Raw genomic sequence first — 25,663 nt, 5'->3', positions numbered from 1 at the left:
CAAGCGTTTGATCTAGTGTAATCAATTTAACAAAATCACTAAAGGAGGTTGGATAATGACCAAACATAGAATCTATACAATGAGCTTCGCTAGTGTCTATCCCCATTATGTTACGAAGGCGGAAAAAAAAGGACGTACGAAAACAGAAGTTGATGAAATTATCCGTTGGTTGACAGGGTATAGCCAAGAAGAGTTAGAAGCGCACTTGGAAAAACAAACAACCTTTGAAAACTTCTTTGCGGAAGCTCCCCAAATGAACCCTTCACGGAACATGATTAAAGGTGTAGTTTGCGGTATAAGAGTGGAAGACATCGAAGAACCAACTATGCAGGAAATTCGCTATTTGGATAAGCTGATCGATGAGTTAGCAAAGGGAAAAGCGATGGAGAAGATTTTGCGGAGATTGTAAGCTAACATATCCTATATTTATGAATTGATTTCATAAAAAAAGTGATAAAGGTACAAAAAGAATGACATCAATGTAGTCTTTTTTCATACAATACTTTTGGGGTGAGAAAATGCCAAGAGTAAAATATACAAGTGCAGATGTTGCCTTAATGGCAAGAATGATGAGAGCGGAAGCAGAAGGTGAAGGTCAACAAGGAATGCTGTATGTTGGAAATGTCATTGTTAACCGTGCTCAAGCAGAGTGTCTAGACTTTGTAGGTTTAAGGACAATTCCGCAAGTCATATATCAAGTACAAGGAGGAAATTATTCTTTTGAAGCTGTTCAAAAGGGTAATGTATTTTACAATAGAGCGAGATCCGTTGAGAAAAGATTAGCTAAAAAGAACTTGGATTATTGGAGACAACATCCAGGGAAATATGCTCTTTGGTATTTCAATCCATATGCGCCGTGTCCTCAGACATGGTACGGTCAACCTTTTGCTGGTCAATATAAAAACCATTGTTATTATGAACCAGCAGCTGGAACATGTGCAAGTGTTTATAGATGAGCTTAAGCTCATCTTATATTAAATTTGATTGATTCAGACAATATTTATAAACACCTATCCATTGCGCGTAAAACGGTGGATAGGTGTTTATTTAATAGTGATGATCTTAAGAAAAGCTGATAATTCAAGCAATGCTTTGTACCTCTGAAGTACAAAAGGTAATAGAAGAAAAAATTTGAAATGCCGATTAAATATGTACTAACTTGAAAAGGGACTGCCCGTGGGCAATCCCTTATTCATTCTTATAGTACTCGAAAAACAATCTTCATTTACTCTTTCACTAATTTGTATCCGATCCAATTTAATGCCTGTTTAAGGTTTGATTGAACAATGATTTGATCAAAGTCACTATGTGATTGAACGGCTTTTAAAGCAAGGTCAGGACGTATTCCTGTTACGATCATTTGCACACCGATTAATTTAAGTGATTGACCAATTTTTAATAGATTCATGGCGCTGTTTGAATGAATGTTAGTAAGCCCTGATAAATCAAAGATAAGGTATTCGACATTATTACTAGCACTTTCAGCTAGTGCAATTTCCATGATTCGTTCTGTACGTTCTTCGTCCACATTACCTACTATAGGAAGGATGGCTACTTCATCTGAGATCGGTACGATTGGAACTGACAACGATTGAATTTGGTTATTGGCTCTTTCTAATTCCAGCACATTTCCGAGTAGATTTGCCATAGCTTTAAATAAATCAACATGATCTTCAGTATAGTGAAAAGGCTTAGTATCTAATCCGCAGAGGGTACCGTAGTTTTCTCCATTGCGATAATAGATAGGTACACCAATTAAAGAGCCTCCACCGAGATCCTTTGTAACTTCCATATTTTTCGTCTCTTCGTTTGAAGCTAGATCATTTATGATAAGGGGTTCACGACCGCCTTTTACGATGAATTGTCAGTAAGAATCACGATATAGAGTTTCAAAATTACTATCTAGAATGATCTCATCTCGATTATAAGATGAGACAATATCTACATCCTGTAAATCATTCTTTGCCACAAAAAACGTGTTTACCCCAACGAATTTACTCATAACTTCTAGAACATCATTTGATGCTTCTTCAATCGTTGCATAAGTAGGGAGAGTTGAATTGTTCAATTAATCACCTCATTCATAAGCTGTTTCCATTATTAGTCTAACCTAATGGTAACGCATTACAGTCAGAATGAAAATGTATTTAATATATTTAACCAAAAAGAGTTGTTCAGATTGAAAGGCTACTTGTTAGCTTTAGTGCAGCCTTATACAGGCTACTAAACCTAATAGGGTAGAAAGAAGAGAGAAGGCTTGCCTATTTTCTTGCTACTTCTGAATACATGAAATATTTTAGAAGCAAATACAAAAAGGACCAATTTGGTCCTTTTTGTATTTCTATAAATTAGAATGAAATGATTACGATTCAATCATCCCTAGCTCCTGAAGAGCATCTGAAAGATTCTGTCTAATTGTTAATGCATTTAAATCAAGTCCAAGTGAGACGACACCAATCGCTACTTCTGAGCTAACACCTGTTACAATAACTTCTACACCCATCAATTCAAGCGAATCGACAATCTTGAAAAGTTGCTGTGTCATCATTGTGTCGAGTGTTCCGATACCTGATAAGTCCAGGATGAGCGTGCGGATTTTCTTTGTACTAGACTCCATGAGCGTTCGCTCTAAGATCAGGTTGCCGCGTCTCTCATCGATATCACCAATAATTGGACATATGGCTACTCGATTCGAAATCTTAATAATTGGAACAGAAAGCTCATCTGATTGGTAATACTCGGCTTGAAGACTTTGTGCTGCTTGCATCAAGTGATTCTCCGTATAGTAAAGAAGGTATTGATTAATAAGCGGGTCGATCAATTTAGTTATTGAAATGACTTCTGATACGGTTAAATCAATGTCTTTACTATACTCATCAATATAATTAAAAAGAGCTTGTTTGATGGAAGAGATACTCATTAGAATCGATTCAAGAAGACCAGTCATTCTTCGTGCTTCTTCAAAGAATGGCAAGTCGTCATTCGTGTAAGCCACTTCGCCTGCTTCAATTGACTCTCCAAGTGAAACAACGATATGGTCATAGAATGCGTCTGGAACGACGTCTGGTAGATTTTGTTCATTACTTGCAATTTCGCTGGAATATCGGGCGTTTGCTGTAATTTGGTCCTTATGCTCTATAATAGACTGTCCTAGAATATGAACAGATTTTGAAAAATGTACGGACATAGAAACTCCCTTCTAACTCAACGATCAACTTGTGGTAAAATAAAAGTTATATAAACTTATCTTACTATATCTCACTTTTTTGTGAAGAAGTATATTGTTATATACCTGGAGGTGCAGGGACAAGTTGAACAGCTCTGTAGAGAATATGAAAACGACACTCGATGCTGTGTGTGGGAAGTGGAAAGCTGTTATACTACTTGAATTAGTAAAGCAACCTCTTCGTTTTAGCGAATTCAAGAGAGTCATTCCTCGTATCCCACATCAGACCTTAATTAAGCATCTGAAAGAGCTTGAGGAAGATGGATTAGTCAATAAAGAAGTATCTGATGATATACCACCCAAGGTGCAATACTCACTGACTGAATATGGTCATTCTCTCAAAACGCTTCTTCATACTATGGAAGAGTGGGGGAGAAATCACGGAATTCGGAGTGAAAAGTTGCTTATGCAAAAAAACGAACGTGTACACTAGAGTACACGTTCGTTTTCGTATTACCTGGATTCTCTTAATGGAATATCAGGATTTTTATCTTGGAACCAGCGGAGGGCAAAGTCATTCTGGAACAGAAGAACAGGGCGCTTAAGCTGATCATAAACAAGCATGTTGCGGATGCTATCGACTTTATCTTCAGGATTATCTGTCTCTATCCAACGGGCATGCTGATGAGGCATTGTATCAAATTGAATATCGACATTATATTCGCCCTTCATTCGGTATTCGAAGATCTCGAACTGAAGGCGACCAACAACACCGATTACGATTTCATCCCAGTGCGCAGTTCGGTATACCTGAATGGCACCTTCTTCAGAAAGCTGCTGTACACCTTTATAGAAGTGCTTCTGCTTCATCGCCTTTTGCGCACGAACTTTAGCGAAATGCTCAGGTGGGAATGTAGGTAATGCGCCGAAGGAATAAACATTCTTCGAACCTACGAGTGTGTCGCCGATTTGGTATGTTCCAGAATCGTAGAGACCTACAATATCACCAGGATACGCCTTATCAACATTACCTCGTGAAGAAGCGAAGAAAAGCTGACCTTGTGATAGTTTCAGGCTTTTACCTGTACGTTCAAGCCATGCTTCCATACCCTTTTCAAATGTACCTGATACGATACGTAAGAACGCTACGCGATCACGGTGAGCAGGGTTCATGTTTGCTTGGATTTTAAAGATAAAGCCCGAGAATGTTTCTTCATCCGGCTTTACTTCACCTTCAGAGCTAGCGCGTGGTGCTGGAGAAGGGGCTAAATCAAGGAAATGGTTTAAGAATGTAGGCACACCGAAACTAGAAATTGCACTACCAAAGAAGACAGGTGTTTGCTTACCTGTTTGTAATGCTTCTTCACTATAAGTAGCTCCAGCTTCATCAAGTAACATCACGTCTTCTTGAAGCTGATTAACAAGATCGTCTCCTGCTTTTTCTTTTAACACAGGGTCTTCAAGGTCTGAAATCTGCATCGCCTGCTTGTTGTCGCCTTCTGTATCATAGAATTCGACTGCTTTCTGATGGCGATCATAAACCCCCTGGAAAGATTGCCCAATTCCGATTGGCCAGTTCATTGGGTATGATTCAATTCCGAGCACATCTTCAATTTCTTCAAGAAGCTCAAGTGGCTCACGACCCTGACGATCCATTTTGTTAATGAAAGTAAAGATTGGAATGCCGTGCTCACTTACAACTTTAAATAGTTTCTTTGTTTGTGACTCGACCCCTTTAGCGGCGTCAATAATCATTACAACACTGTCTACAGCTAGAAGTGTACGATACGTATCTTCACTGAAATCTTCGTGTCCAGGTGTATCAAGGATGTTAATGGTATGTCCCTTGTAGTTGAAATTCATTACACTGGAAGTAACAGAAATTCCACGCTGTTTCTCAATCTCCATCCAGTCAGATGTTGCATACTTGGAAGACTTTCTTGATTTAACGGTACCTGTTGAACGAATTTGTCCGCCAAGGAATAGCAGCTTTTCGGTTAATGTCGTTTTACCAGCATCGGGGTGAGAGATGATTGCAAATGTCCGTCTCTTCTTTATTTCTTCTTGTAATTCTTTATGGTTAGTCATTATGTCATTTAGTCCTTTCAATATCACTTCTTATGTAATATAACATATTCTTAAGGTTGTTCCTATTGCATGTAGGGAAGGGAAAGAGGGAAAGGATTGCAACACTTTCCTATAGAAAATAATAAGTGAAAGGGGATCAATCGATATGAGTGGATTTCAAGAATTTCTCAATCAATTTCTTACTAGCTGGAGAAACTCATCCATTGACGAATTAAAGTCTTATATAAGTGAGAGTTATCAAGCTAGAGAAGTGACAAGTCAATCAGAGGTCTATGATTTTCGTTATGAAGAATCACTTCAGGGCTGGGAGCAAGCCTTCGATGCGTTTGAGAAAGATGGAACCGTCTGGGTTCTAGAACAGGTTGCCGTTACGCCACTTCGTCGAAATGAAATGCTTGCGATTATTCATGCTTCGATTAAAGTGGATGGAGAACAAAGTGAGACTGGAAATGTGTTCTTTGATACATTTCGAAAAGGTGTACAAGGAAATTGGAAGCTTGTAAGAAGTTATATAGAAGCTGGTGTACCTATTAAGAATATGTCTTCGCTCCAATTTAAAGACGGAAATGGCTAGTGTTGGACTCCAGATGACACTAGTGATCTGGAGACTTAATGTGCATTTGCAAGTTTGAATAGAGAGGAGCTAGACAGTGCCCCCTTGAAGGACCTTAAAGTCTCTTACTATGTGCAGTAAGTTGCGATAAATAATGTTCACCTTCAAGTGTAATATGGGTTCCAGCTCTTCCTCTTCCCTTGAGAACATAACCTTGCTCCTCAAGATCATTCAAACGATGTCGAACTTGTTGAGGTGTTAGAGGGTGATTAAAGTCATCGCTTTCTTTTGAAAGATAATTCCGACTAGCTGGCTTTCCTTCATCGTTTCGTTTTTTGATCATTTGTAGAATAAGACAGTACTCCTTCGCTTCCATGCTGCTTGATGGCATTTTTGCATAATCAGTTGAGCTAAGCCCTTTGTTTAAGAGGCGATCGTGAGGTAAGTCCTCTTTCGTTATTGTCGTACCATCCGATACAACAAGTGCGTAATCAATCATACTTTTAAGTTCTCGAATGTTACCAGGCCAGCTATGTGTTAGGAATGTCTCGATTACCTCATCCTCGACTTTCATCCAATTTCCGCTTTTCGTTATAAAGTAATTAGTAAGCTGCTTAATGTCACTTAGACGATATCTTAACGGCGGAATTGAAAGGTGAAGAACATTCAGGCGATAGAATAAGTCGGAACGGAAACTTCCATCCGCTATTTTTTGCTGAAGGTTTTTATTAGTAGCAGCGATTACCCTGACATTAACAGGCGTGATTTCTCTTCCTCCAATTCTTCTAATCTCTCTTTCCTGAAGAACGCGAAGTAAATGAGCCTGTACGGCGGGGCTAATATCACCGATTTCATCAAGGAAAATGGTTCCGTTATCTGCAAGTTCGAATAATCCTTTCTTGCCTCCTCTTTGCGCCCCTGTAAAGGTTCCCTCTTCATAGCCGAACAGTTCACTTTCTAAGAGGCTTTCTGTTAAAGCGCTACAATTAATAGCGATAAATGGACCGTTTTTTCGAAGTGAAGTTCGATGAATGGAGTGTGCGAAAAGTTCTTTCCCTACACCCGTTTCTCCATGAATTAGAATCGGATGTTCAGCGATTGCTAGCTTTTTGGCAATTCGAACACAGTCAAGTAAAACGGGATGATCACCTAGGATATCCTCAAAATCATACTTCGCATAGAATCCCTTCTTGTACTGCTCGCGCTGCGCTGTTTTTTCAATTTCGAATGCTTGGTGAACGCTTTTAAACGTTACAACAACGGTTTGTTCCTTAATCATATGCTGGCGAAAGGCTACAACATCGACACCGTTCATAGAGAAAAATTTATTGTCATCCGTACTATGTACAATGAAATCATAAAGCTCCTGTTTAACTATTTCTCGTAAAGGTTGATGAAGAACTTCGTTAGCTGATTTCTGAAAAAGTGCTTCGAGGCGATGGTTAAACAGCGTAATACTTTTATTCTCATTAATGGCTAAAATCCCATCATCGACTGTATCAACAACGTTTTGGTAGTGTCTGGTTGTTTTGATCGCTTCTTGTTCAGCGACTAGAATTTTTCGATGAAGACCTATCATATTTCGAAGATAGCGTTCGGATACTTTCGAAGAGATCGAATCATCAAGAGAAAAGTGGTCAATTAGTTTGAGGATGGTTGCCATATCAAACGGTCTAACTCCAATATCAATTCCGTTATCAATATAACTGGGGAAAAGGTGAGTTTCTCCAGGTGAGACAGCTGTGTTGATATTCTCATAGAACATCTGTCCACGTTTGTATGGCACGAATTTAATATGATTAATACCAAGCTGATAGATGGATTCGATCACATCGATTGTGGTTTGATCATCATCATTAACCATTAGGACTTTTTCGTCTGCTGGAATGGTTAACAGCTTCTCGATATATTGGTGCCTAATCGTTCTCTTTCCAACGAAGGATTCATTTCCTTGAATAGATGAAAGGCTATTTGCCTCGGCTTTTGCAACTGCTGACGAATACAGAATAATATTGTCTCTTACATCTAGAGGGAGTCCTTCATCAACAGCGAACGCTTTAATCGAAAGATAGTCACCGGTTAATTGTTCAAGCTGTTCATGGAGGACCTCCATTGTTTGTTTACTACCTGCAATAATTGTTAAGGTCGGTCGTTCCAATTTCATCACCCATTTCTTTTGTTTGGGTTCTATTATATCACCCAAAAGAATCAATTTAACCCAATAAGTTGTAGTAAAGTATCATTTTTCGGAATTTTGAAGCGGAAATGAATTGGCACAGAACTTGCGTATATAAAGGGCGAGGTTTAACACTATGAAAACGGGAGGAAGGGGAAACATGGAACAAGAGAAAAGAAAAAATGAAATGAAAATGCCTCATACGTTTGTGATTGTCTTTTTCGTTGTACTTGCAGCAGCAGCTTTAACGTATTTTATACCTAAAGGAACATTTGAAACAGAGGATGTCACGTATATACAGCAGGGAGAAGAGCAAACGAAAACCGTTCTTGTACCAGACAGTTTTACATATGTAACAGATGATAGTGGAGATGCTGTCAGAGAAGGAGTTTCATTATTTGAACCCTATGGTGGAACAGGTTTTCTAAATTATGTGTTTGAAGGACTAGTCTCAGGGGATAAATGGGGATCAGCCGTAGGGGTTGTGGCCTTTATTCTGATAATTGGCGGTGCTTTCGGTATTATTATGCGTACGAAGGCGATTGATCAGGGGATTCTCTCGATCATTGATAAGACAAAGGGGAGAGAAGTTCTGATTATCCCCATTATGTTCTTCTTATTCTCTCTCGGTGGTGCTGTATTTGGAATGGGTGAGGAAGCGATTGCTTTTGCGATGATTCTCATACCTCTCGTTGTGGCACTGGGGTATGATGCCATTACAGGAGTGATGATTACTTATGTAGCAACGCAAATCGGGTTTGCCACTTCATGGATGAACCCATTTAGTGTAGCGATTGCTCAAGGGGTATCTGGAATTCCTGTATTGTCGGGGTCACCATTTAGAATGGTCATGTGGGTTGTGTTTACGATCATTGGGATTGCGTATACGATGTGGTATGCGAATCGTGTTCGAAAAGATCCAGGGAAGTCGCTTAGTAGTGAAGCGAATCTCTACTTCAAAGAATACAATCAAAATCAGAATTTGAGTAGTAAGTTCACGCTGGGACATGGACTTGTCGTTCTAACTCTTGTAGCTGGAATTGGCTGGATTATCTGGGGAGTTATTGAGCATGCTTATTACATCCCAGAAATCGCTACACAGTTCTTTACCATTGGTATTGTTGCGGGTGTAATCGCAGTTATCTTTAAATTAAATGGTATGAAGATAAATGATATTGCAGAAGGATTTACAGAGGGAGCGAAGGACTTACTACCAGCGGCATTAATTGTTGGTATGGCAAAAGGGATCGTTATTATTCTTGGAGGCGATGCAGCTGGTGAACCTTCTGTGCTGAATACAATGCTGTACAGTGCAGGGAACTTAGTAGATGACTTTCCGGCAGCGATGTCAGCTTGGTTTATGTTCCTCTTCCAATCTATCTTTAACTTCTTTGTAGTATCTGGATCAGGTCAAGCGGCGCTTACAATGCCTTTAATGGCACCTCTCTCTGATATAGCAGGTGTGTCGCGGCAGGTCGCTGTACTTGCTTTTCAGCTTGGTGATGGGCTCACGAATATTATCGTGCCAACATCAGCAGCTCTAATGGGTACATTAGGAGCAGCAAGAATGGATTGGGGAACGTGGGTTAAATTTATTCTCAAGTTTCAAGTTCTGTTGTTTGTGTTAGCGTCGATCTTTGTTATAACCGCATCATTAATGAACTTTCAGTAAGGCTTGGAGGAAATACAATGTTTACAGTCATAAGAAATGCAGAAATATATAGTCCGGAATATTTGGGAAAGAAAGATATCTTAGTAGCGTTTGATAAAATTGCGATGATTGAAGATGAAATCGAACTACCGCAAGTATTTCCGCATGATGAAATCAACGCTGAAGGAAAAATCGTCTTTCCAGGATTCATCGATTCTCATGTTCATATAACTGGTGGTGGTGGGGAAGGTAGCTTTCGGACACGAACACCAGAATTAACGTTATCAAAAGCGACAAAAGCAGGAGTAACAACGATTGTTGGGGTTATTGGTACGGATGGCACAACACGAACAATGCCGGATTTAATCGCAAAAGCAAGAGGTCTTGAGGAAGAAGGCATTACATGTTATGTCCATACAGGTAGTTATCAGGTACCTGTTAAAACATTAACGGGTAAAATTGAAGATGACATTATCTTGATTGATCGCGTGATAGGAGCGGGAGAGATTGCTATTAGTGATCATCGATCGTCTCAGCCTACAGTAGAAGAAATGGCTAAAATTGCTTCTGCTGCGAGAATAGGTGGAATGCTTTCGGGAAAAGCTGGGATCGTAAATATTCATCTAGGAGATAGTTCGTCTAAACTGTCATTGCTTGAGCAAGTGGTTGAAACGACTGATATTCCGATTAAAACATTCCATCCAACGCATATTAATAGAACAGAGGAGCTGTTTAACGCTGGTTTAGCATATGCGAAAAAAGGTGGATATATTGATTTCACTACAAGCACCATTCCTCAGTTTCTAGAAGAAGGGGAAGTAAAGTGCAGTACTGGCTTAAGACGGGCGATCGAAGCTGGAGTTCCCATAGAACGAATGACATTTACATCAGATGGACAGGCAAGCTTGCCAGCTTTTAGTGCGTCTGGAGAATTCGAGGGTTTGCAAATAGGCTCGGTTGCTTCGTTGTATAAAGAAGTACGTGATGCGATTGTAGAAGATAAGGTAATGATTTCGGATGCGATAAAAGTGATTACAAAAAACCCGGCGTCGCTTTTGAGGTTGAGCCAAAAAGGTGAAATTGCAGTAGAGAAGGATGCAGACCTTGTTATAGTTGATGCTGATCTTGAGATCGATACAGTAGTAGCACGAGGTCAGGTTATGGTGAGGGGAAAGGAAACGATTGTAAAAGGAACATTTGAATAAGTGATTGGTGGATCCGGCTCATATGGGCTGGATTCTTTTGATAAGTCTGCATGTTAGATGGAAGCAAGTGTATGTAAATGAAATGACTCCGAATTAATCCGGAGTCATTAGGATATTGGTTTATGAATCTTTATCTTTTTTCTTACCGAATACCTTTTTAGAAGCTCCTTTAATAACGTTTGATGCAGTATCAACTGATTTACCGACCACTTTATTTCCTGTTTTACTTACATTTTTTACAAAGTCTGTCGAAGCGTCAGCCGCCTTGCCAACGAGACCGCCTTCTCCACTAACAGATTTTACGATATTATTCGCTGTGTCAGCGGATTTATTCACAAGGTCACTTGCCTGCTTAGATGTCTTTTTAACAATATTATCTTCTTTTGTTGAATTTTTCTCAGACATCATAAACCCCTCCTTTGCGAATTTGATACATCACTATGCTTATGAACGGATTTCAGGAAATATGAATTTGGAATGTACAGATGGTATGTGAGGATATGATTAAGTGATTAATAGGAGTGAACAAAAAAAGATAACCCCACATTTGGAGCGGGGTTATTGTACTATTAAAATGAGAGTGTTTCTCCGTCATTTGGAATGAGAATGTTATTTAAAAGGTCTTTCTCTTCGATATACTGCTTTAACTCATCTCTTGTTAATAGACAGTGGTTAAGTGCTTCCATGTGGGAAACAACGATTGTAGCGCTAGTAGCCTCTTGAGAAGTTTTTGCCACATCTTCTTTTGTCATTGTAATGGGACCACCTTCAAGAAATTGAGCGGCGCCGGCATTTACGACAATCACTTCTGGTTGGTGTGTTTGAATAGCATCCTGAACATCTTCATTGAAAAGAGTGTCACCTGCTACGTAGAGCGTTTTTTCTTTTGGATGGTTAAAGACGATGCCGCAAACTTGTCCAGTTTGCTTTAGAATCTCTCCTGCACCGTGCTTCCCGTCTGTCCGAGATAGTGTAATGCCTTCAAACACTGAATCCTCTTCAAGTGAAAGGACATTTTGAAAACCTTCTCCTTTAATTACTTCCATATCTTCCTTGTTCTGTGCGTAGACCGTGATCTCTTTAGGTAGTAGCTCTTTCGCTTTGTTATCGAAATGGTCGGGATGTAAGTGGGTGACAATAACAGCATCCACATCAAGGATTTCTTCCATAGAAGTTGTGAAACTAACTGTAGGGTTAGAAAGATGCTGGTTTGGGGTGTTAGGAAAAGGTGGCATTGCTCCTTTGTCGGATAGGAAAGGATCAATTAGAAATTTCTTGTCTGCGTATTGAAGAACGAGCGTTGCGTTTCGGATGAGTTGAATCTTCATAATAGGTTTCCTCCTTTGAGATGCTTCTCCTATAGAATAATATAAATGGTGAGATGGAATACAAAGATTCGCTCAAAAATTTTGGGGGTTATGTTTGTGCTAAATGACAATCATTAGCAGATGAAGGTGGAGTAACTACGTGTTTCAGTAGTTGCTCTTTTTGGGTTGTTATTGGTTTCAATTAACCACCAGTATCATAAGAGTCTAAGCGGGAGCCTTTTCGTATCAGTCTTTCTTGGTTGGAATGAAACTTGCATATTTGTTTAGTAACAAAACGAAGGAGTGATGTAAATGCGGAAATGGAAATACGCTTTCGCGGTAGCGGCAGTGTTAATCGTATGTTCTGTGTTAGGCGTTCAAAGTGTAACTCAATCTGAGTCAAATGCCACCCCGGCTGAGGAAGCGAAAGGATCACTAGTGATTGTAGGTGGAGCGCTAAGCTCTGATAATGCAGACGTGTATGAGTCGTTTCTATCATTAGCACAAGACTTCAGAAACAAAACAAAAGAAGAAGTGAAGATTGGCATTATGCCCACTGCTAGTTCTGAACCATTCCAAAGTGCTTCATCTTATAAAAATGATTTCATTTCGTACGGAGCAAATGAAGAGAACATCGATATCATTCCTATTGCAGTAAGTGATGATCCTACGACAGATGAGGATGAATCCAAATGGGCGAATGGTGCATATGATAAGAAGCTAGCTCAAAAAGTGACAGAATATGATGCCATCTGGTTCGTTGGTGGAAACCAACTGGATTATACAAATTCCTTGTTGGTTAATGGAGAGGACACTCCTGTACTTACTTCCATTCGAGATATTTACCATAGTGGTGCTGTTCTTGGTGGTTCAAGTGCAGGCGCAGCTATCATGAGTGATCCAATGATTGGTGCTGGGACAAGTCTTGGTGCACTTAATGGTGGTGTAACATATGAAGATAACTATGGTGATGAAGACGATAATCGCGTATTTTTAACGAAGGGTCTAGGCTTCTTTGAGAATGGGATGGTCGATCAGCACTTTGTAAAGCGCGGGCGTTTTGGAAGACTTATCGTTGGGGCATGGGATGCTGGTAAAGAAATGGCTTATGGTATCGATGAGAATAGCGCGATGATTATCCGCAATGAGAAGAAATCAATTGAAGTGGTTGGAGAAAGTGGTCTTGTCATTGTGGATCTGTCTAAAGCGAAGAAAACGACGGATTTTCCTTCTGCCATGAAAGATGTAAGCATTAGCTACATTGAAAAAGGAGATCGCTATTTCTGGGATACGAAAAAATATAACATCACAGGAGACAAGCCTAGCATTGAAGAACCTTACTATCCAGCTTCTTCTGTCAATAATAGTATTTTTGGTGAAGATGCATTGAAACAATTGCTAACGTATGACCTGGTTGATAGTAAAACGGATCAAGCGATTGGCCTTGATTATGTCTTGACTAGTGAGAAGAAAGGGGAAGGATTTAAGCTGGTTTTCTCTAAAGAACAAGACACGAAGGGATACTGGGGTAAAATCAATGGAGTTGAATCCTATGCCGCGATCAATGTATCTCTTGATCTTAACCCAATTGAGATTAAATTGAAGGAAGATAAAGTGAAGGAAAATAAAATGGAGAAGTTTCCAAAGTAAATGGTAAAAGAGGCTGGGACATAAGTAAATAACCATGAGAAAGACCCGAACAATTCATTTGAATCAGATCGGGTCTTTCGTAATTTACAGATAGGAAACAACCGCTTCGCCAACATACTTCGCTTTCCGCGGGCACGGCCTCAGTCTCCTCAGAAAGCAAAAAACGCTTTCCTGCGGGGTCTTCGGACTCGTGCTGTTCCCGCAGGAGTCTACGTATGTTGGCTACGCTAAGGTCTTACTCTTACCATTCAAATTCGCGATTTCCTTCATGTATTTTAGTTTTGTCCCAGCCTCTTTTTGGTTAATAGTCGATTCTTTCGGTCTGCTGTTTCCATGTATCGAAAGGTTCGAATTTGTCTTCCATCTCGAGATGGTGAAAAGGGATCTTGCGTTGTTCTGGTTCTTTCTCTATTTCTTGATAAATCACGGCATCATCGAAACCAGCATCAGCAGCTTCGTGTCTAGTTGCCGCAAAATAGACTTTTTCAAGTCGAGACCAGTAAATCGCTCCAAGACACATGGGACACGGTTCACAGCTTGTATAAATAACGGAGCCATCAAGCTGATGTGAGCCAATTTTTTTACAAGCATTACGAATCGCGACAACTTCAGCATGAGCGGTAGGGTCATGCTTCGTGGTTACCTGATTCATGCCTTCACCAATGACCTTACCATCCTTCATAATAATGGCGCCAAAAGGACCGCCTTTTTTCTTTACGCTCTTTGAAGCCAATTGAATAGCTGCTTTTAACCAATCGTTCTCGTTCATTTTCACCACTCTCCAATCTTATAAGTAATTAGACATACCTATCATCATTCCCTATGATGAGAAACAAATTTCAAGAGTGGAAGGGAAATTAAAAGGCTCGTCTTTCAATGACCACTACGCTTATAGAAGCAGCCATCAAAAAGTGTATGACGTCATTTGTTAAGTGATGAGTATGCTAAAATAATCTTTTATCATTAAATAGTGAAATATGAATGTAAAAGGAGATAACTATGATTTCATTTCTTCTCACGTTAAAGAGAATGCTGTCAGCGTTATGGAGAGCGATAAAAGATGAAGAGTTCCAGGTTCTTTTCTTTTTAACGACAATTACGCTCGTCTCAGGCACGATTTTCTATCACACGGTAGAGCATTGGTCCGTACTAAATTCTCTCTATTTTAGTGTTGTTACGTTAACAACTGTAGGGTTTGGCGATTTTAGTCCACAAACTGATTTCGGAAAGATTTTCACAATCATTTATTTATTTACAGGAATTGGTCTTATTCTTGGTTTTATTAACAAACTCGCTTTACATATGGGGAGAAATAGGAAAAGTAAATAAGACAAAAGTTAATTAAAAAGTGAGATCAAATGTCATCAGATCAGTTGAGAAGGGTTACTTAAGAAAGTTTAGAATGTCTAGAATTGCATTTCGTGAATATGCTCATAAGGGGTAGACCCCTGGAGTAAAGCTGGTAAAAGGGTAGGGGAAGATGAATGGAATGCAATGAACATTTAGTAAAGATGCTCGTTCGCGATATCGTGGCAAAACTCCCTGAGAAGGAGAAAGCCCTCTATCAGTTCATAGATGAACTGGAAGTAAGGTTAATTGAATCAGCGGATACACCAGATCAATACCTTAACCTTTTGAAGAAGTATTCTCCTTATCATGAAGCAGCGAATCGTTTTGATATCTCACCTTATAAGGCAAGAATAATGATGCATCGAATTGAGTGGAAGATTGCCGCAAAATTGGAAGAAAAGCTTCAGCATATTAAGTGGTTGGAGCAGCCCTCTAATGGAAAAAGAGTAAAAAAAGGATATCTCACATTCTAAACAAAGAGGAGGAGGCTCATGATCGAGCCTCCTCCTCCTCTTTTCGCTAAGAAGGAATAGTTATGACAGGGATTTGAAGTAGGTACAAACCGTTTCAATCCCTTTTGTGAAATTCTCAATGTGAAAATGTTCATTGGGTGCATGTAAATTCTCTGACGGTAAGCCAAAGCCCATTAATACAACTGGTGCGTCAAGTACTCGTGCAAAGACTTCTACAATTGGAATAGATCCGCCTTCTTTAGGAAATAGGGCTCGAACCCCATAGACTTTCTCATATGCGTCAGCAGCTTTTTGAATCATTGGATCCTTTGAGTCCAGGGAAACTGGCTTTGCCTTAATAAACTGTTTAACAGAAACGGATGCACCTGCAGGCAAATGTTCATGAAGGTGTTTTTCGATCAGTTCATAGATGTGTTGTGGATCCTGATTGCCAACGAGGCGACAGCTAATTTTGCCACTTGCTTCAGAAGGAATAATCGTTTTGATTCCATCTCCCTGATAGCCTCCTGAAATGCCGTTGATTTCAAGTGTTGGCCGGATACCAGTTTGCTCCTTGAACGTGAATCCTTTTTCGCCAAACAATGCGGTTAAACCAAGATCATTCTTCATTGCTTCCACATCTGAAGGAATCTGAGCAATTTCTTCTCTTAGCTCATCCGTTACTTCGGGCACTCCCTTATAAAAACCTTCTATAGCAATTGTGCCATCTTCATTGTGAAGGCTATCAAGAATACGAAGAAGCGAGTGAACCGCGTTTGGCACACCTCCACCATAAACGCCTGAATGTAGATCTGTATTAGCTGTTTTTACGTTAACTTCCATTGCAAGTGCGCCACGTAGCGACGTACATATCGCTGGTAATCCCTCTTTAATAAAGGAGGTATCTGAAATGACGACGGCGTCAGCTGCAAGCATGTCGGTGTTTTCTTCAATAAAGGGTCCAAGATGAGGACTCGCAATTTCTTCCTCCCCTTCAATGCAGAACTTCACATTAACAGGTAACGTGCCGTCTTCTTGCATTAAAATTTCTATGGCCTTTATATGAATAAATAGCTGTCCTTTATCGTCCGTTGCGCCGCGTGCAAAAATTTTATTATCACGAATAACAGGCTCGAAAGGAGGCGTCTCCCAAAGGTCAATCGGGTCAGCTGGTTGCACGTCGTAGTGTCCATAAATGAGTACAGTTGGCTTTCCTTCTGCATGAAGCCAGTCCGCATAAACGATAGGATGACCATCCGTTTCAATAACCTCGATATTCTCCATGCCAATTTTCTCTAAAGCAGTTGCAACCCACTTCGCCCCTTTTTCAACATCAGATTTATGATCTGGTATAGCTGAGATGCTAGGGATTTGTAAGAATTCCTGAAGTTCGTCTAGAAATGTGTCCTTATGTAGGTCAATGATTTCCTTCATTAGTAAGCCCTCCTTAATACTCGTTGTCCTTATTATAAGGTAGCGAGAGGACTTTGCCCATTATAAGACGTGAGCGAGAATGGTTCAGATTTAATGACATATCCGCGAATTCTTGAATATTTCCGCGAAAATATATTTTTATCCGCGAAAACGGTGAGATATCCGCGATAATCTCGATATATCCGCGATTTCCTCCATAATCGAAAATAAATAGGTAATTAGAAGCGGTTTCTTTTCCTGGTATTGGGGTACAAATAGCTATCTTGAAAATATTGGGGGATGTATGGAAATGGAAACATCATTTTCAAATTCAGAACAGCAAAAGTTTGCGAGTACTCTTCAGTCATTTAAGGAAAATCGTCAAAATCCAGTTGTGTTAGAAGAACTTTTATCAGATGCTGCCGTTCTCATTGATCAAAATAAATTAGAAGATCTTTACCAGTTGGCAGCGGAGTATGATCAAGCAGGGATATTTGAAGGTGGACCTTGGGAAAACCCTCGTAAACTACAGGCACCGCTTGTAGGTGGTTCATTCAAAGTCGAAGGGAACTATTCAATATTAGAAGTATTAAGTGAGCTTCGAGTGCTTGCGATCGCTAAGAGTGATTACCAGCATTCCAATCTAACGGCGGACGAAGCTAGAACCTTTCTAAATAAAATTATGGCGCTTAATCTTGATATGATTTTTCCTCCTGAAACGGAGGAGGCGCGAATAAATCAGAGTCAACAGCAAAAAAGAGGCATTCATCTTTTCCAATTTCTCGCAAATCAATTATCCTTAGGGGCATTATCTTCAACGTTCGTAAACGAAATCGATCGTTTGACAGCACAGCGTCCAATTATGGTAAAGCGGATTAATGAGATGATAGGATTTGCTGAAAATCTTCTTTCTTCAGACGATCTAGATCCACAGGGTCGTGAGAATATTCAACGCTATCTCGATAGTGTAACTGCACCAACAGAATTAAGCAGAAATTATCCAGATTTTACACAATACAAAAATGAGTTTGATGCTTTATCCGATATGGAGAAGGAGCTAGAGGCAGAAAGATTTGCTGACATTATGCGAGAAACAGGACTTGTATCACCAATACACGCGAAATTGGTCCGTTCCTTAGCAGAAGAAGATGCGAGTCATTTACTTGTCCTTTCACTTGGCCTGACTGAAAAAGGGGAAGCGAACTTAAATGAGCATTTTTCATTAGTGAAAGAGCTCATAACATTAGCCATTTACCCTACAACTGCTCAATCTCTCTATGGTCTCGCAAGAATGCTTGAGCGTGGTGTACTATCATCACCACCTGTTATTCCAGGTCTTGAGAGGATCATCGAAATTGATATGTTACCTGAGGTGGAGAAGGATTTAATGGATTCTCGTAATAACCCAGACGATTTGACGCCAGTTGGAATCTTGCTCTCAGGCATTCTGAGCGTTCTTGGCCAGCCGCTCGGCATTGGTCAGGGAATGAACCCAACATGTCAGTCTGCAAGAGGAATTAGTCTATGGTCTCAGCATGATCCAGGATTCCTTTTAGAACTAGTTGCGAGAGCATGTCGTGATGGTGAAGTGGATATTTCGTTTGAAGGAGCAGAAATCAATTCTTCTTTGATCGTTGGTGGGCTAGCGCCAGATCTTCATAAAGAGCTTGACGCAGTTTCACTTATTCTCGTACCTCACCTTGATCGCGTTTATGATGAAATGATGAAGCGAAGTGCGTTTCGCGGGGAAGATGGACATAAATTTGTTAACCCTGAATTCTATGGTCAGTGGATTTCGAAAGAGTTTTCATCAGTCATTAACCCGGTTACAGGAGGCGTGTCTGATTACGAGAATTTTGCCCGCTTGTTTTACGCAACGCATCATCCTGATTTTAATGAAGGGCATCAGCTAATTTATCCAAACCCGGTGGGGATCTTTGTTACAACGGCAAACGCTGACCTACTTGGCCTGCATGCGATCTCAATTCAGCGAATTGCACAAGATGCATCTGGCGATGTGAGAGTTTATTTCTACAATCCGAACAATGATAGTGGCCAGGATTGGGGGCAAGGCATTAAATCGACCGTTAGAAATAATGGTGAAGAGGAAGGGGAAGCTTCTCTCCCATTTGATCAATTCCTATCACGTGTTTATGCGTATCACTATAATCCGAATGAAATGGGAGATTTATCGGCTGTGCCGTCTGATGTGATTGAACGAGTGACAACACTAGCCAAAGAAAGCTGGGGTCAAAAGTATCAATGGGCTGATCTAGCAAATCCTTTTCTAATTTAATGTAATAGTGGGTTCCCTTCTCGTAGTGAGAAGGTGGACCCTTTTCTTATTAAAAGGTAAAGTATAGACCAAGAGCACCATACTGACTGAAGGAGGAAGTAGAATGGAAGCGAAACTAGTAATTGATGCGCGTGCAATACTTGGCGAAGGTCCTTGTTGGGATGAGAAACGTCAACTTCTCTATTGGGTTGATATTGAAGGGAAAAAGGTCCATGCCTATAACCCGATGACAGCAGGTAATATCGAGATGAAACAAGAACAAATGGTAGGTACGATTGCCCCTAGAGAATCTGGAGGTTTGGTTCTCGCAATGTCTGGAGGCTTCTATGCTATGAACCTCTCAACTGAACAAGTGGACGCAATCACAGATCCAGAAAGTCATTTGCCTGAGAATCGCTTCAATGATGGGAAGTGCGATCCAGCGGGCAGGTTTTGGGCAGGAACGACGCATTTAGAAGGTTTAAAAGAAAGAGGTGCTCTCTATTGTCTCGATGAAAACCTTGAAGTGACAAAGAAGGTTGATCATGTGAGTACATCAAATGGCATTGCCTGGTCTCCAGACACGCGTTATATGTATTTCATTGATACCCCTACAAAAAAAGTTGTTCGCTATGATTATGATTTCTCGACAGGGGATATACAAAATCCAGTAGAGGTGATTACAATTCCTGACGGAGAAGGAATGCCAGATGGAATGACAAGTGATGAAGAAGGGAATTTGTGGATTGCCCATTGGGGTGGTTCAAAGGTAACGAGGTGGAATCCTGATAATGGAGAACGGTTGCTTGAAGTGAGTGTACCTGCTGTAAATGTAACGTCTTGTACGTTCGGTGGGAAGGAGCGCAATGAACTTTATATTACAACGGCTAGAACAAATACGAGTGAAGATGAACTGAAGAAGTTCCCTTATGCAGGAGGCGTTTTTCGAGTGAAAACGGATGTGAAGGGAAGCCGCACTTACGCCTTCAAAGGGTAAGACTTAACTCTTTTTTCTCGTAGCAAGTTCTTTTATACTATAGGAAAATAAAGGAATAGAGGGGAATGCTGAAATTGAATTATAGATCATTCATAATGGTGGCGCTATTCATCTTACTTCTAGCTAGTTGTTCGAGCCCCCCATCTGCGATCGATGCGTTTGATACATATGTTAAGGACTGGAATAAACAGGAGTTTAGTAGTATGTATGATCAATTATCTCCTGCTACACAGAAGTCGATTTCGAAAGAAGAATTTGTTGAGCGGTACAAAACCATTTATAAAGATGTAGAGGCACGGGATTTAAAGGTAACGTTCAAGAAACCTGAAGAAGAGCCTGAACCAAATGAAGAAGGAGAAGTGAGTTTTCCATTCTCTGTATCTATGCAGACGCTAGCTGGAGAAGTCGCTTTTGAAAACGAGGCAACGCTTGTGCTTACTGAAGAAGAGGATTCAGAAACTTACGGTGTGAACTGGAATCCCTCTTTTATTTTTAAGGAATTAAAAGAAGGAGAAGAAGTGAGCATTAATTCTGCCGTTCCAACTCGTGGTGAGATAACGGATCGAAATAGTGCAGACCTCGCAGTTAATGGGGCTGTCAACGAGATCGGTGTGGTTCCAGAGAAAATCGAATCAGATAAGGACAAGATCCTTTCAGAGTTAAGTGAAGTACTGAAAGTAAGTGTCGAGGATTTGGAAAAAGATTTGAACCAGAGCTGGGTACAGACGGATCCTACACAATTTGTTCCCATTAAAAGTGTGATGAAATCAGAGAAAGAGCTTGTAAAGGAAGCAAAGAATATTACAGGCGTGATGGTTAGTGAAAAGACCGAGCGGATTTACCCATTCGGTGAGAGCGCCGCACACTTAACCGGCTATATTCGCAATCTACAGAAAGAGGATTTAGAAGAATATGCTGCAAAAGGGTACTCAAGTTACGAGAAAATTGGTGTAGCTGGGCTAGAACAAGTATACGAAGAGAAGCTACATGGGGAAACTGGCTGGACAATTGCAATAAAAGGAAAAGATTCGGAATCAGATAAAGTGATTGCAAGTAAACCGAAAGTGGATGGCGAGAACATCCAGGTGACGATTGATTCGACCGTACAGGAGATGCTTTATAAACAACTTGACGGTGAACCTGGTACAGCTGTTGCTCTACATCCAACAACTGGTGAGACGCTTGCTTTAACAAGTTCTCCCTCATATAACCCAAACGATTTCACTCTTGGATTTGATGAAGGAGAATATGCAGCGCTTGCGGATGATAAGAATCAACCCTTCTCTGCGAAATTTAATAAAACCTATTCACCGGGCTCTACAGTTAAACCATTAACTGCTGCGATTGCCTTGCAAGATGGAGATGTTGATCCGAAAGCGACAGAGAAAATTGATGGGTTAGAATGGCAGAAGGACTCTAGCTGGGGGGGGTATCATGTGACACGAGTGAAACCAGCTGACCCTGAAGTGACTCTTGAAGAAGCCCTCATTCACTCAGATAACATCTATTTTGCTAGGAAAGCACTTGATCTTGGAGCTGAAAAATTTGAAAAAGGCCTCGAGTCATTCTTAATTGGTCAAGACGTTGACTTCCCGTTCCCTACGGAGAACTCTTCTGTTTCGAACAAAGAGTTAGGTAGCGGCATTCTATTAGCAGACTCCGGCTATGGGCAGGGACAACTACAGGTCTCGCCTTATCACCTCGCAATGACATATACAACGTTTGCTAATGAAGGGAAGATGATTAAACCAACGCTCAAAATGGATGAAGATTCTCCTCAAACAGTGGAGGTAGTTTCTCCTGAGGTTGCATCAGTTGTGAATGATGCACTTTCAAAAGTAGTTTCGAGTCCTGAAGGAACCGCACATGACCCGGTTGTGAAAGGAATCTCGATTGCAGGGAAAACTGGAACTGCTGAGTTAAAAGGAGCGGGTGAAGAAACCGGACAGGAAAACGGTTTGTTCGTCGCGTATAACACGGATCGTAAAGACTTACTCATCGCAATGATGGTTGAAAACGCATCAAGTCACGATATTACTGGTAAAGTGAAGAAGGTTTTCGCCGGGATGCAGCCTTAAGCGGGTGTGATGAGCTTTGTTGTGGTGGTTATTGATGTGAAAATCAGGTTTATTGTCCAAAATGCGGATATATTAGCCAAAAATCAATTATATTGTCCAAAATCGGATTTTATTGTCTAAATCCCGAAAAAGGTCCCTACTCATTCGTATTGACGATGTAGGGACCTTTTTTTGTAATCGAAGAGGAATTCATTAGTCGAAAAAAGAAAGTAGTAAAGGATGGATAAAAAAGGATAAGAAAGGCGGATGTTTCATGAAGAATGACCATAGCCTTTGTTTAATAGGTGAAAAAGAAGGATTCACACCTGAAATTGGCAGGCTGATTTCGATGATGGATTATGTTAGACATACAACAGAAGAAGAGATTAAAGGATTAACGATTGAGCAGCTCGATTTCAGACTTGACGACAAAGGTAATTCGATTGGAATGCTGCTCCAGCATATGGCGGCCACTGAAAAAGCATTTCAAATTATGACATTCCAGGAGCGTGAAATGAATGATACGGAATGGAACGAACTTAGCGTAGGACTTCATCTTGACGAGAAGGCGAAGCGCGAGGTACATGGTCATGATCTAGATTATTATTGGAGTGAACTAAGTCTCGTTCGTGCTGAGACACGTGATGAATTTCGCAAAAAGGATGACGACTGGCTTGAAGGCGTTACCCCATTTGGATGGGATGAACGAGCAAACCATTATTTTAAATGGTTTCACGTAATGGAAGATGAAATTAGTCATCGAGGACAAATTCGATTAATTAAAAGAAGGTTAACTACATAAGAAATCATTCAGTCATCAATGGAAGAGAGAGGAACGGACCCATGTTTAAATACCAGGTTAATGAAGATCTTTATTTACGAATGTACACAGTAGACGATGCAGCTGCACTCTATCATTTAATTGATGAATCACGAGACCACTTGAAAGAGTGGCTAGCGTGGGTGGATTACAATACGGACGTTGAAGCGTCTAAAGAATGGATTCAGGGCATATTTAAGGGTTTGGTCGAAACAGGTGGTTATCCGAAAACGCTTGCGATCATTTATCAAGGTGAGCTAGTAGGAACGGTTGGGTTTAACGAAGTGAATCGCACACATAAGTATGCATCGATCGGTTACTGGCTCAGTGCAAAGTATCAAAAAAAGGGAATCATAACAGAGGCTTGTCGGGCTATTGTTACGTATGGTTTTAATGACATTGGACTCAATCGAATAGAAATTCGCGCTGCATTTGGTAACAAAAAGAGCCGTGCGATCCCTGAGCGTTTAGGTTTTCATGAAGAAGGAATACTGCGTCAAATGGAGCTAGTAAATGATGAGTTCTATGATCATGTTGTATACAGTATGCTTGCTGAGGACTGGAAAAGGAAGCACGATGTTTGAAGGAGAAGCACTTCAATTTGACTATTATGTTGAGCGTATAGGAAAAGGAGATCCGCTTATTTTTCTACCTGCGGGAGGATTCCCCGGTAATGAAGGGATGAATATCGCACACTACTTGCAAGAAGACTATGAAACTCACATGCTTGATCTACCTGGTATGGGAAGAGGATCCGGACTAGATAATCGAGTGTCAGCGCTAGATATGGCGAATTGGTTGAGGGATTATTTAGATGCAAGAAAGATTAACCGAGCAGTAATCGTTGGACATTCCCTTGGTGGTGCAGTTTCTCTCAGCTTTGCAACACATTATCCGGATAAAGTAATGAAGTTAGTCCTTCTCGATCAAGGACATAAACCCTTTCCAAGAATTCCTGTATCTGAATTCGGTCCGTTTGCATTTGCTTTTCCACTAATGAATGCAATGGCTCAAGCGATTGGCAAACCTTTTACTGAGAAGGTTGCGGGCTTTTTTAGCACAAGTAATTGTGAGCTTGAAGATAAGGTTGATGCGTTTTGTAAAGTAGTATCTATTGAGAAAACGGAGTATGTACGTACAGCAATAAGAAACCAAGTTATTATGTCAGGTAATTCTCTTAATCTAATGTTCGGATTATATAATTTGAATCAGACAAATTTATTGAAACAATTGAATGTACCAACCTATCTCGCCTATGCAATGTTTAAAGGAATTGATCAAAAGGAAGAGCGGAGAACTCGTAAGCATGTTCGAAAGTTAAAGAAAAGAAAGCTTCCAATCACGTTCCGGTCTGTTGAGAGCGGTCACTACGTGCACTGGAGCGATACACTCCTTTTACGAGATATTAAAACCTTCTTACAACTATAAAAAACCTGCAGAAGATTTAACTTCTCTGCAGGTATTATTTCATATCAACTTGCCCCATTAGTGCTTGTAGTTCTTCGATCGTGCATTCGTATAGCTGTCTATCTTTTAATCTATAAACGCCACGGTCTAATAGACGTTGGATGAAAGATTGCTTCTGTTGGTTCATTCTGTCGATTGATTTTAGATTTGTCACTGTAAAATTCCTCCTGTTAGTTATATCCAGATAGTATGTTCCACCGTAATAGGGGAGTTAAACATCGTTGTGCATATTGGGTGAAAAAGGAATGTGCTGTTTCTTAGCGAAAGTTATTTTGGGGATGGGGGAGCATAGATGAGTAATCAAATACAAAAAGGTGCCGAAGCATTTTATATGGAGGGAAATGAGATTGGGGTGCTTGTTCTTCATGGGTTTACCGGGTCAACACAGAGCATGCGAGGGCTTGGTGAGGAATTGGCATCTGAAGGGTACACCGTATGTGGGCCGCGCTTGAAAGGCCACGGTACGCATTATGAAGACATGGAACAAAGTACTTACAAAGAATGGATTCAATCTGTAGAAGAAGGCTATCAATGGCTATATGAGCGATGTGAACAAATCTTTATCACAGGTCTTTCAATGGGGGGAACCTTGACGCTTTATTTAGCAGAGCAGCACCCTGAAGTGAAAGGGATTATGCCAATCAATGCTGCGATTAACTTGCCAGAGCTTGAACAAATGAGAGGAATGAAAGAACCGCGTTTTCTTGATGCAATTGGCTCAGATATTAAGGCAGAGGGTGTAGAGGAACTGGCTTACGAAAAAACGCCGATGAAATCAATCCAGGAAATCCTTCAGTTAATCGATTTTACTCAGAAAGAGCTCGGTTCAATTAAAATGCCAGCGTTACTTTTTAAATCACTAGAGGATCATGTTGTGCCACCAGAAAATACAGAGAGAATCTATGAAGAAATTTCATCTGAGGATAAAGAGATCATTGAACTGACTGATAGTTATCATGTGGCAACGCTTGATCATGATAAAGAAGAAATTGCTGAGAAGTGTAAAGCGTTTATAAAGAAATTAATTGGATAGCGG

27 protein-coding genes are annotated in these 25,663 nt (G+C 40.4%); 17 read left to right on the top strand and 10 right to left on the bottom strand.

Translation table 11 applies throughout. The annotated features are described in order from the left end of the window. The first annotated feature begins 55 nt into the window (after positions 1 to 55). Both JI666_RS12550 and JI666_RS12545 read left to right on the top strand, forming a co-directional pair. Entirely contained in the window at positions 56 to 409 is a 354-nt protein-coding gene (locus tag JI666_RS12550) for a DUF2200 domain-containing protein (RefSeq protein ID WP_206892282.1), read from the top strand. A 109-nt stretch (positions 410 to 518) separates the two neighbouring features. Next, the gene (locus JI666_RS12545; protein WP_206892279.1) at positions 519 to 956 is read left to right on the top strand and encodes a cell wall hydrolase; all 438 of its coding nucleotides are present in this window, start codon (positions 519 to 521) and stop codon (positions 954 to 956) included. A gap of 269 nt (positions 957 to 1,225) precedes the next feature. On the opposite strand, the gene JI666_RS12540 is transcribed toward JI666_RS12545, so the two are convergent. From JI666_RS12540 to JI666_RS12530, 3 genes are all read right to left on the bottom strand, one after another. Further along, entirely contained in the window at positions 1,226 to 1,831 is a 606-nt protein-coding gene (locus JI666_RS12540) for an STAS domain-containing protein (RefSeq protein ID WP_349769336.1), read from the bottom strand. A 33-nt stretch (positions 1,832 to 1,864) separates the two neighbouring features. Continuing rightward, a complete protein-coding gene (locus JI666_RS12535; RefSeq protein WP_206892274.1) occupies positions 1,865 to 2,068 on the bottom strand; it encodes a hypothetical protein in 204 nt (67 codons plus the stop codon). 294 nt (positions 2,069 to 2,362) lie between these two features. Beyond that, positions 2,363 to 3,187 (bottom strand): STAS domain-containing protein, encoded by an 825-nt coding sequence (locus JI666_RS12530; RefSeq protein WP_206892268.1) that lies wholly within the window; start codon positions 3,185 to 3,187, stop codon positions 2,363 to 2,365. 124 nt (positions 3,188 to 3,311) lie between these two features. Between JI666_RS12530 and JI666_RS12525 the strand changes: the two genes are divergently transcribed. Continuing rightward, positions 3,312 to 3,659, top strand: a complete 348-nt coding sequence (locus tag JI666_RS12525) for a winged helix-turn-helix transcriptional regulator (RefSeq protein ID WP_286170794.1) — start codon at positions 3,312 to 3,314, stop codon at positions 3,657 to 3,659. Positions 3,660 to 3,679: 20 nt separating this feature from the next. Here the strand turns inward: JI666_RS12525 and JI666_RS12520 are convergent, their stop codons facing one another. Further along, on the bottom strand, positions 3,680 to 5,254 hold the full coding sequence (locus JI666_RS12520) for a peptide chain release factor 3 (RefSeq protein WP_206892266.1): 1,575 nt from the start codon (positions 5,252 to 5,254) through the stop codon (positions 3,680 to 3,682). A 145-nt stretch (positions 5,255 to 5,399) separates the two neighbouring features. Between JI666_RS12520 and JI666_RS12515 the strand changes: the two genes are divergently transcribed. Beyond that, on the top strand, positions 5,400 to 5,828 hold the full coding sequence (locus JI666_RS12515; RefSeq protein ID WP_206892264.1) for a flavoprotein: 429 nt from the start codon (positions 5,400 to 5,402) through the stop codon (positions 5,826 to 5,828). A gap of 94 nt (positions 5,829 to 5,922) precedes the next feature. Here JI666_RS12515 and JI666_RS12510 read toward each other — a convergent pair whose 3' ends face one another. Then, entirely contained in the window at positions 5,923 to 7,965 is a 2,043-nt protein-coding gene (locus JI666_RS12510; protein WP_206892263.1) for a sigma 54-interacting transcriptional regulator, read from the bottom strand. 178 nt (positions 7,966 to 8,143) lie between these two features. On the opposite strand from JI666_RS12510, the gene yfcC reads away from it, so the two are divergent. Both yfcC and iadA read left to right on the top strand, forming a co-directional pair. Next, positions 8,144 to 9,655, top strand: coding sequence for a putative basic amino acid antiporter YfcC (gene yfcC, locus JI666_RS12505; protein ID WP_206892259.1), 1,512 nt, complete (start codon positions 8,144 to 8,146; stop codon positions 9,653 to 9,655). A gap of 17 nt (positions 9,656 to 9,672) precedes the next feature. Next, positions 9,673 to 10,839: a beta-aspartyl-peptidase gene (gene iadA / locus JI666_RS12500; protein WP_206892258.1), complete on the top strand. Its 1,167-nt coding sequence runs from the start codon at positions 9,673 to 9,675 to the stop codon at positions 10,837 to 10,839. Positions 10,840 to 10,959: 120 nt separating this feature from the next. Here the strand turns inward: iadA and JI666_RS12495 are convergent, their stop codons facing one another. Next, positions 10,960 to 11,247 (bottom strand): hypothetical protein, encoded by a 288-nt coding sequence (locus JI666_RS12495; protein WP_286170793.1) that lies wholly within the window; start codon positions 11,245 to 11,247, stop codon positions 10,960 to 10,962. Between the two features lie 161 nt (positions 11,248 to 11,408). Next, entirely contained in the window at positions 11,409 to 12,167 is a 759-nt protein-coding gene (locus JI666_RS12490; protein ID WP_206892256.1) for an MBL fold metallo-hydrolase, read from the bottom strand. A gap of 291 nt (positions 12,168 to 12,458) precedes the next feature. On the opposite strand from JI666_RS12490, the gene JI666_RS12485 reads away from it, so the two are divergent. Then, positions 12,459 to 13,796: a cyanophycinase gene (locus JI666_RS12485; protein WP_206892255.1), complete on the top strand. Its 1,338-nt coding sequence runs from the start codon at positions 12,459 to 12,461 to the stop codon at positions 13,794 to 13,796. 301 nt (positions 13,797 to 14,097) lie between these two features. On the opposite strand, the gene JI666_RS12480 is transcribed toward JI666_RS12485, so the two are convergent. Next, positions 14,098 to 14,565 (bottom strand): nucleoside deaminase, encoded by a 468-nt coding sequence (locus JI666_RS12480; RefSeq protein WP_206892253.1) that lies wholly within the window; start codon positions 14,563 to 14,565, stop codon positions 14,098 to 14,100. A 230-nt stretch (positions 14,566 to 14,795) separates the two neighbouring features. Between JI666_RS12480 and JI666_RS12475 the strand changes: the two genes are divergently transcribed. From JI666_RS12475 to JI666_RS12465, 3 genes are read left to right on the top strand one after another with little or no spacing between them, the layout of a single operon-like run. Continuing rightward, positions 14,796 to 15,125: a potassium channel family protein gene (locus JI666_RS12475; protein WP_206892251.1), complete on the top strand. Its 330-nt coding sequence runs from the start codon at positions 14,796 to 14,798 to the stop codon at positions 15,123 to 15,125. A gap of 19 nt (positions 15,126 to 15,144) precedes the next feature. Next, positions 15,145 to 15,240, top strand: a complete 96-nt coding sequence (locus JI666_RS12470) for a hypothetical protein (protein WP_414635142.1) — start codon at positions 15,145 to 15,147, stop codon at positions 15,238 to 15,240. A 40-nt stretch (positions 15,241 to 15,280) separates the two neighbouring features. Then, positions 15,281 to 15,619 carry a hypothetical protein gene (locus JI666_RS12465; protein WP_206892250.1) on the top strand — a complete coding sequence of 113 codons (339 nt, stop codon included), beginning with the start codon at positions 15,281 to 15,283 and terminating at the stop codon, positions 15,617 to 15,619. A gap of 60 nt (positions 15,620 to 15,679) precedes the next feature. Here the strand turns inward: JI666_RS12465 and JI666_RS12460 are convergent, their stop codons facing one another. Then, on the bottom strand, positions 15,680 to 17,032 hold the full coding sequence (locus tag JI666_RS12460; RefSeq protein ID WP_206892249.1) for a dipeptidase: 1,353 nt from the start codon (positions 17,030 to 17,032) through the stop codon (positions 15,680 to 15,682). 289 nt (positions 17,033 to 17,321) lie between these two features. Between JI666_RS12460 and JI666_RS12455 the strand changes: the two genes are divergently transcribed. The 6 genes from JI666_RS12455 (at position 17,322) to JI666_RS12430 (ending at position 24,588) form a co-directional block, all read left to right on the top strand. Beyond that, entirely contained in the window at positions 17,322 to 19,307 is a 1,986-nt protein-coding gene (locus tag JI666_RS12455; protein ID WP_206892248.1) for a hypothetical protein, read from the top strand. 103 nt (positions 19,308 to 19,410) lie between these two features. After that, positions 19,411 to 20,283: an SMP-30/gluconolactonase/LRE family protein gene (locus JI666_RS12450; protein WP_206892247.1), complete on the top strand. Its 873-nt coding sequence runs from the start codon at positions 19,411 to 19,413 to the stop codon at positions 20,281 to 20,283. A gap of 65 nt (positions 20,284 to 20,348) precedes the next feature. Then, positions 20,349 to 22,361, top strand: coding sequence for a penicillin-binding transpeptidase domain-containing protein (locus tag JI666_RS12445; RefSeq protein WP_349769329.1), 2,013 nt, complete (start codon positions 20,349 to 20,351; stop codon positions 22,359 to 22,361). Between the two features lie 253 nt (positions 22,362 to 22,614). Beyond that, on the top strand, positions 22,615 to 23,142 hold the full coding sequence (locus tag JI666_RS12440) for a DinB family protein (protein WP_286170791.1): 528 nt from the start codon (positions 22,615 to 22,617) through the stop codon (positions 23,140 to 23,142). A gap of 41 nt (positions 23,143 to 23,183) precedes the next feature. After that, the gene (locus JI666_RS12435; protein WP_206892246.1) at positions 23,184 to 23,744 is read left to right on the top strand and encodes a GNAT family N-acetyltransferase; all 561 of its coding nucleotides are present in this window, start codon (positions 23,184 to 23,186) and stop codon (positions 23,742 to 23,744) included. Further along, positions 23,737 to 24,588 (top strand): alpha/beta hydrolase, encoded by an 852-nt coding sequence (locus JI666_RS12430; protein ID WP_206892245.1) that lies wholly within the window; start codon positions 23,737 to 23,739, stop codon positions 24,586 to 24,588. The genes JI666_RS12435 and JI666_RS12430 overlap by 8 nt, the downstream gene beginning before the upstream one ends. Before the next feature lie 34 nt (positions 24,589 to 24,622). On the opposite strand, the gene fbpA is transcribed toward JI666_RS12430, so the two are convergent. Beyond that, on the bottom strand, positions 24,623 to 24,781 hold the full coding sequence (fbpA, locus tag JI666_RS12425) for a Fur-regulated basic protein FbpA (RefSeq protein ID WP_349769328.1): 159 nt from the start codon (positions 24,779 to 24,781) through the stop codon (positions 24,623 to 24,625). Between the two features lie 138 nt (positions 24,782 to 24,919). Here fbpA and JI666_RS12420 point away from each other — a divergent pair, with 138 nt between their 5' ends. Then, positions 24,920 to 25,660 (top strand): alpha/beta hydrolase, encoded by a 741-nt coding sequence (locus JI666_RS12420; RefSeq protein WP_206892244.1) that lies wholly within the window; start codon positions 24,920 to 24,922, stop codon positions 25,658 to 25,660. The last annotated feature ends 3 nt before the right edge of the window (positions 25,661 to 25,663 follow it).

Source organism: Bacillus sp. NTK071, from assembly GCF_017303315.1.
GTDB lineage: Bacteria > Bacillota > Bacilli > Bacillales > Guptibacillaceae > Guptibacillus.
This window is presented reverse-complemented; position numbering and strand designations above follow the sequence as displayed.